Origin of the sequence: Nostoc sp. CHAB 5836 (assembly GCF_020829445.1) — a bacterium.
Taxonomy (GTDB): Bacteria; Cyanobacteriota; Cyanobacteriia; order Cyanobacteriales; family Nostocaceae; genus Nostoc.
This window is the reverse complement of sequence record NZ_JAIVFV010000370.1, coordinates 1-2,385: the sequence shown is the minus strand read 5'-3', so window position 1 is coordinate 2,385 and position 2,385 is coordinate 1. Positions and strand designations below refer to the sequence as shown.

The 2,385-nt window shown below is 42.8% G+C and carries 3 protein-coding genes; 2 read left to right on the top strand and 1 reads right to left on the bottom strand.

Going from position 1 to position 2,385, the window contains the following annotated elements:
- Together LC605_RS32540 and LC605_RS32535 are read left to right on the top strand one after the other, a co-directional pair.
- Positions 1 to 203: hypothetical protein (locus tag LC605_RS32540; RefSeq protein ID WP_229551482.1), on the top strand; the 203-nt coding region annotated here is incomplete at its 5' end.
- A 705-nt stretch (positions 204 to 908) separates the two neighbouring features.
- Positions 909 to 1,298 (top strand): hypothetical protein, encoded by a 390-nt coding sequence (locus LC605_RS32535; protein WP_229551481.1) that lies wholly within the window; start codon positions 909 to 911, stop codon positions 1,296 to 1,298.
- A gap of 481 nt (positions 1,299 to 1,779) precedes the next feature.
- Here LC605_RS32535 and LC605_RS32530 read toward each other — a convergent pair.
- Positions 1,780 to 2,385: ATP-binding domain-containing protein (locus LC605_RS32530; RefSeq protein ID WP_229551480.1), on the bottom strand; the 606-nt coding region annotated here is incomplete at its 5' end.

Below are 2,385 nucleotides of genomic sequence, written 5' to 3'. Positions count from 1 at the left end.
ATTCTTGGTGGGAGCGGGTTAAATATTATGCTCGGCTGGCAATTGAGCGGGTGGAGTTAGGGGTTGACAAGGTGAAAGAATTACTCAGTACACTAACGATTGATGAGCGTTGCGGCGTGATGCTGGAGTTTGAGGACATTAACCCTGATAAATTTGCTCAACTGGTGGCAGATGCCCCACAGTGGACTGAATGGATGGGGTGAGAAAGTGGGGCTTACTATTAACTGCTTTACTTGTTAGGTTAAAATACTACTTGGTTTCACACAGATTGCCCCGTACTGGTTGGCGAGACAATTGGTGTTGCCTCATTCGTGAGAGGTTAAGATCAATTCAGAGGGAACAGGGAACGGGGAAAAGGGAACAGGAAAAACTCATGGTTTAAAAACCATGAGATTGAAATAATGACACTGTTTTTTTCGTGGCACTCGACCCTCGAAAAACATCTTTTTTTTCGACGCTCGCAATAAAGCTCTGAAACTTTAGTTTCTTATCTGTTAAGAGTTCCCTCTTCCCTGTTCCCTTTTTTTTGTAACATTTCTCAATAAGCAAGATTACTCAGAATATGGCTGAAAACTGGGGTTGGAAACACAATTTTTGAGCAGGCGATCGCTAGAGGCAGCAACAACATAGAAACAATGGCATCCTAGTTTTAGTCTTTGATCGGGTCAAAATAATTCGTAATTACTAATACCTCGGCTTCGCTCGGCACAAGTTCGTAATTCGTAATTAATACCCCATGACTGAAGTCAGGGGCTTGAATAATGATGCTGCGCGTTTTATTGTTCTCCATTAATAAATTAAGGGGCTTATTCCCGAATGAATTAATTCTTAATTTTGTCCGTAATTACGAATTACGAACTACGAATTACGAATTATTTGGTCAAGTTAGCCACATAATAGGAGTCAATATGGCAGAAGCTAAAAGGCGTAAAAAGTCAGACCCCAATTGGGGTAAATCCGAAGGATTTAATCATCCCAACAAACCTAAAATCACCTACTTGACTGAATCACATCCCGATTATCAAACCGCCTCTGACATGAAAAATGCTTACTACGCTGGCAAATCTCGTGTTTACCTTGTCCGCTTAGATTATGCCGATGGTGAATATTTTGTCGGCGCAGTCAACACATTCTTAGTCGGTACTGAAATTACAGTCAACGCCATCTGGACTCCGTACCCCAACAGCCAACGCACAGGTCGAGAAATTCTAGACAGTATACGTCGAGATATTGGTTTAAAAGCTAGAGACGAAATGTTCCTTTCCGATGCTGTTCTGCTCAACTTTGAATCTGACTGAATAAATTAGCAGTTGGCTACTGGTGAGCGGACAAAGTTTCCAGCGCCGCAGTCGAGCGAACAAGGAGAGGGTTAAAATAATTCGTAATTCGTAATTCGTAAAACGCACAATGCAAGTAATGCAACTGGGGATTTGAACCCCAATTGCATTACTTGCCTATTTATTTCTCCGTTTTCAAAACGGAGAATTCCAAACGCTTGCTCCGCAGGCTCTTGAATCTCTTAGAGAGGTTTAAATTTGTTGAAGGTATGGCTATCACTAACGTGGCAACTTAAGATACACTCAGTACACCAAAAAGTTCTGCGATGCCTGCGGTATTCTCGTCGCCATCGCTCAAGGGAAAAAATGGGCAATACTATTAAAGAATTACTCTGTACACAGCAAAGCTTGTCAAGAGAAAATTAATGTCAGTTGACCTATCATCATTCAGGGGATAGGGATTTATGGGAATTTGATAGTTTGATAGTTTGATATTACTCCCTCACGATCGCAACTGTGCCACAACTAACCTAGAACGTAATCGCGTATACCGTCGTTGGTCATCAGTAGAGCGCACCGCCAGAGATATGGCTTTTTTCGCACCAACAACGATCGCCAGCTTCTTCGCACGAGTCAAACCAGTATAAAATAGATTACGTGACAGCATCATGTAATGTTGCATATACAGTGGCAGTATCACCACCGGATATTCTGATCCCTGGCTTTTATGTATGGTAACGCTCCATGCTAAAGTAATCTCATTGAGATCAGCATAGTCGTAAACCACACTACGTCCACCATACTGCACCGCAACTTCTTGTTCAACAGTATCTATGTCAGTGATAATACCCAAATCTCCGTTAAACACTTCACGCTGATAATCATTCATTTGTTGAATAACGCGATCGCCCACCCGCAGCGTCATCCCACCTCTATTAATCTCCACCTTGTCGGCACTGGGTGGATTGATCAATTGCTGCAACACGGTATTAAGGTTGCGAGTCCCCACAACCCCTCGCGTCATCGGGCAAAGTACCTGGACATCACTCGCCGGATTAAAACCTAACCGGGGAATCAGGTCAGTAATCACCTCACAAATTGCTTGTAC

Bases quoted from the DNA above. Each gene is read 5' to 3' on its own strand.
- LC605_RS32535 (WP_229551481.1), top strand. From the start codon at position 909: ATGGCAGAAGCTAAAAGGCGTAAAAAGTCAGACCCCAATTGGGGTAAA.